The organism is Aquiflexum sp. (assembly GCF_977115555.1).
The window spans coordinates 1-3,302 of record NZ_CDSBKL010000436.1 but is presented as its reverse complement, the minus strand read 5'-3'; the positions used below and the strand labels follow the sequence as shown (position 1 = coordinate 3,302).

General features: G+C 41.6%; 3 protein-coding genes. 2 read left to right on the top strand and 1 reads right to left on the bottom strand.

The features are described from left to right. On the bottom strand, window positions 1-845 hold an 845-nt coding region (locus tag ACZFYI_RS17910), incomplete at its 3' end, for a LacI family DNA-binding transcriptional regulator (protein WP_462525491.1). A 199-nt stretch (window positions 846-1,044) separates the two neighbouring features. On the opposite strand from ACZFYI_RS17910, the gene uxaC reads away from it, so the two are divergent. Then, complete coding sequence (uxaC, locus tag ACZFYI_RS17905; protein WP_462525490.1) at window positions 1,045-2,475, top strand: glucuronate isomerase; 1,431 nt, start codon at window positions 1,045-1,047, stop codon at window positions 2,473-2,475. An 11-nt stretch (window positions 2,476-2,486) separates the two neighbouring features. Further along, window positions 2,487-3,293 (top strand): SDR family oxidoreductase, encoded by an 807-nt coding sequence (locus tag ACZFYI_RS17900; protein WP_462525489.1) that lies wholly within the window; start codon window positions 2,487-2,489, stop codon window positions 3,291-3,293. The last annotated feature ends 9 nt before the right edge of the window (window positions 3,294-3,302 follow it).

The window sequence follows — 3,302 nt, the reverse complement described above, 5'->3', positions numbered from 1 at the left end:
GCAATTTTCATGTTGGAAAAACTTACCAATTTGAAGTCTTTTGGCATTTCAAGTTTAGTTGCCCGGGCAGCATGATAGGTCGCTATCGCCAACTTTTCTACAGAAGCCAAAATTCCATCCGGTCTGTCCAAGCCATATAGAATTTGGGAAATAAGTTTGATATTAGCCTGTTCGGATTGGCTGCATTGGACTATCCAGTTTTCTTCAAAAGCTAGTCCATGCTTCGAAATAGCATCTTTATACCCCCTCAATCTTTCCCTGCCAATCGAAATCTCCTTTGACAACAATAAGAAAACAATCTTTTTGCATCCCTTTTCAATCAGGTGGACAGTAGCCTTGAAGCCGTTTTCATAGTCATTGCTGATGTATTTTGTGGTAGGGATCTCTTGACAGATCCGGTCAAAAAAGATGATCGGAACACCCTTGGAATATACCGTCTCCAAATGGTCGATATTTTTGGTCTGACTCGAAACTGACATCACGATGGCGTCCACCCTCCCATTCAATAAATAAGAAATGATTTTTCTTTCTGTCTCCACGTTCTCATGCGTACTGTAGACCAAAAGGTGATAGCCAAATTCCTGGGTGATTTCTTCGATACCGTCTATCACCTGGCTAAAAAAATTATTGATCCTTTCCGGGATAATGACCGCTATGGTTTTGCTTTTTTGTTCCCTCAGGCTCCTTGCAAATGGATTGGGCTGATAATTGAGCGCTTTGGCCATAGCAATGACTCTTTCCTTGGTCGGTTGACTGATTTCGTAGCTATCATTGAGCGCCCTCGATACAGTTGATGGAGAGAGTTTCAGTTTTTCAGCGAGGTATTTGATGTTGACTTCTGACATTTTTTCTTTGCAGCTCAATGTTTCAGGTTTTAATATAACCAACCTATTTCCGAAACAGCAAAATAAAAATAAATCCTTCATTTTGATCTTAATTTTGACCTTTTGGCCCGAAAACGTTTGCATCAAAATTTGAAGAATGGTTGGTTGGATTTCTCTTTAAAGGGTTAAATTGACCTGATTTATGAAACCCTTGTAACCTATGCCTGTGCCAAAATCAAAAGTAAGCCCATCATTTATCACTGAGGATTTTTTGCTGGAAAACAAGTATGCCAAAATACTTTACCATGAATATGCCGCAAAGCAGCCAATCATAGATTACCATAATCATTTACCTCCCGATCAGATTGCTGCAAACAGAACTTTTGAAAATATCACTTCAGTATGGTTGGCAGGTGACCATTATAAATGGAGGGCAATGCGGGCTTTGGGTATTTCCGAAGAATACATCACAGGACAGGCAAGTGATTGGGAAAAGTTTGAAAAATGGGCCTATGCCGTCCCTTATACCATGCGCAATCCACTTTATCACTGGACACATTTGGAGCTGATGCGGTATTTTGGCATTCATGAAACCTTGAATCAAAACAATGCAAAGGAAATATTTGAGTTTTGCAATACCCGGCTTCAGCAGCCTGATTTTAGTTCGCAGGGTCTGTTGTCTCAATTGAATGTGAAAGTGGTATGCACCACTGATGATCCTACGGACAACCTGATCCATCATCAAAATTTTGAAAAACAAGGGTCCTCTCTAAAAATGAAACCGGCATTCAGGCCGGATAAAGCTTTTGCAGTTGAAAATCCAATAACATACCATAAGTACATAGAAAGGTTAGCTGAAGTTACTTCCATATCCATTGATTCTTATGAGGATCTTTTGGCTGCGCTCCAAAACAGGATAGATTTCTTTCATCAAACAGGAGGAAGGATTTCTGATCATGGATTGGAAAGCCTTTATTTTGAACCTGATTCAAAATTGGATTTGGATACCATATTCAAAAAAGCCATTTCTGCACAGGTTTTGACTAAAGATGAAATTTCTTTTTTCAAATACAGAACCTTGATCGAATTGGGAAAAATGTACCATGGCAAAGGTTGGGTGCAGCAATTCCATTTGGGAGCTTTGAGAAACAACAATTCAAGAAGCTTGATAAAATTAGGACCTGACACCGGATTTGATTCCATCGGGGATTTCAGTCAGGCTTCTGCCCTATCGGGTTTTTTGAATGAACTTGATCATTCAGATCAGTTGGCAAAAACAATACTCTACAACCTTAATCCTTCCGACAATGAGGTTATTGCCACCATGGCAGGCAATTTCAATGACGGAACTGTCAAGGGAAAAATCCAGTTTGGGTCGGCTTGGTGGTTTTTGGATCAAAAAGACGGCATGGAGAAGCAAATCAACTCTTTGTCCAACATTGGTCTTATTTCCTGTTTTGTGGGTATGTTGACTGATTCCAGGAGTTTTCTTTCCTTTCCGCGGCATGAATATTTCCGAAGGATTTTATGCAATTTATTCGGAAGGGATATCGCAAATGGAGAATTACCGAATGATGAGCAGTGGATTGGAAAGATCATCAGCGACATCTGTTATAACAATGCCAACGAATTCTTCGATTTTGGCAATTAACCCAAAAAAGCATGTTTGATATCACAGATAAAAAAATAATCATTACCGGTGCCACCGGAGTCTTGGGAGAAGCTATGGCTTTTCACCTTGCAAATCAGGGCGCAAATGTCCTCATAATCGGTAGGACTGCATCTAAAGTAGAAAAGTTAGTCAGTGAAATCAGGTCTAGAAATGGCAAAGCAGACGGGTTTTTAGCGGATGTGACCAAAGAGTCCCAAGTTGAGGCTGCTGCGCGGCAAATACAAAACCGCTATGGTACTGTGGATATTCTTGTCAACCTTGCAGGAGGAAACTTGCCCGGTGCTGTGGTCAGGCCTGATCAGACGATAGGTGAATTGTCCGTTGAGGCTGTAAAAAATGTGATGGATTTGAATTATCAGGGGACTTTTATCCCCATCAAGCACTTCATTCCCTTGATGCTGCCAAATGGCAAAGGAAATATCATCAACATCTCCTCCATGGCGGCAAGTAGGCCGATGACCCGTGTTTTGGGATACGCCTCAGCCAAGGCAGCGATCGACAACTTAACCAAATGGATGGCAGTAGAACTCAATACCAAATATGGGCCTGACTTCAGGGTCAACGCCATTGCTCCCGGATTCTTTTTGACAGAACAAAACAGGACTTTGCTTACCGAAGCCGATGGAAGCCTCACCCAAAGGGGAAATCAGATCATCAACCATACTCCAATGGCCCGATTCGGAAAACCGGAGGATCTTTTGGGTACCCTTCAGTGGCTTTGCTCCGATGCTTCAAAGTTTGTGACCGGAACCATAGTCGCTGTCGATGGAGGTTTCAGTGCTTATTCAGGTGTATAAATAGACGCA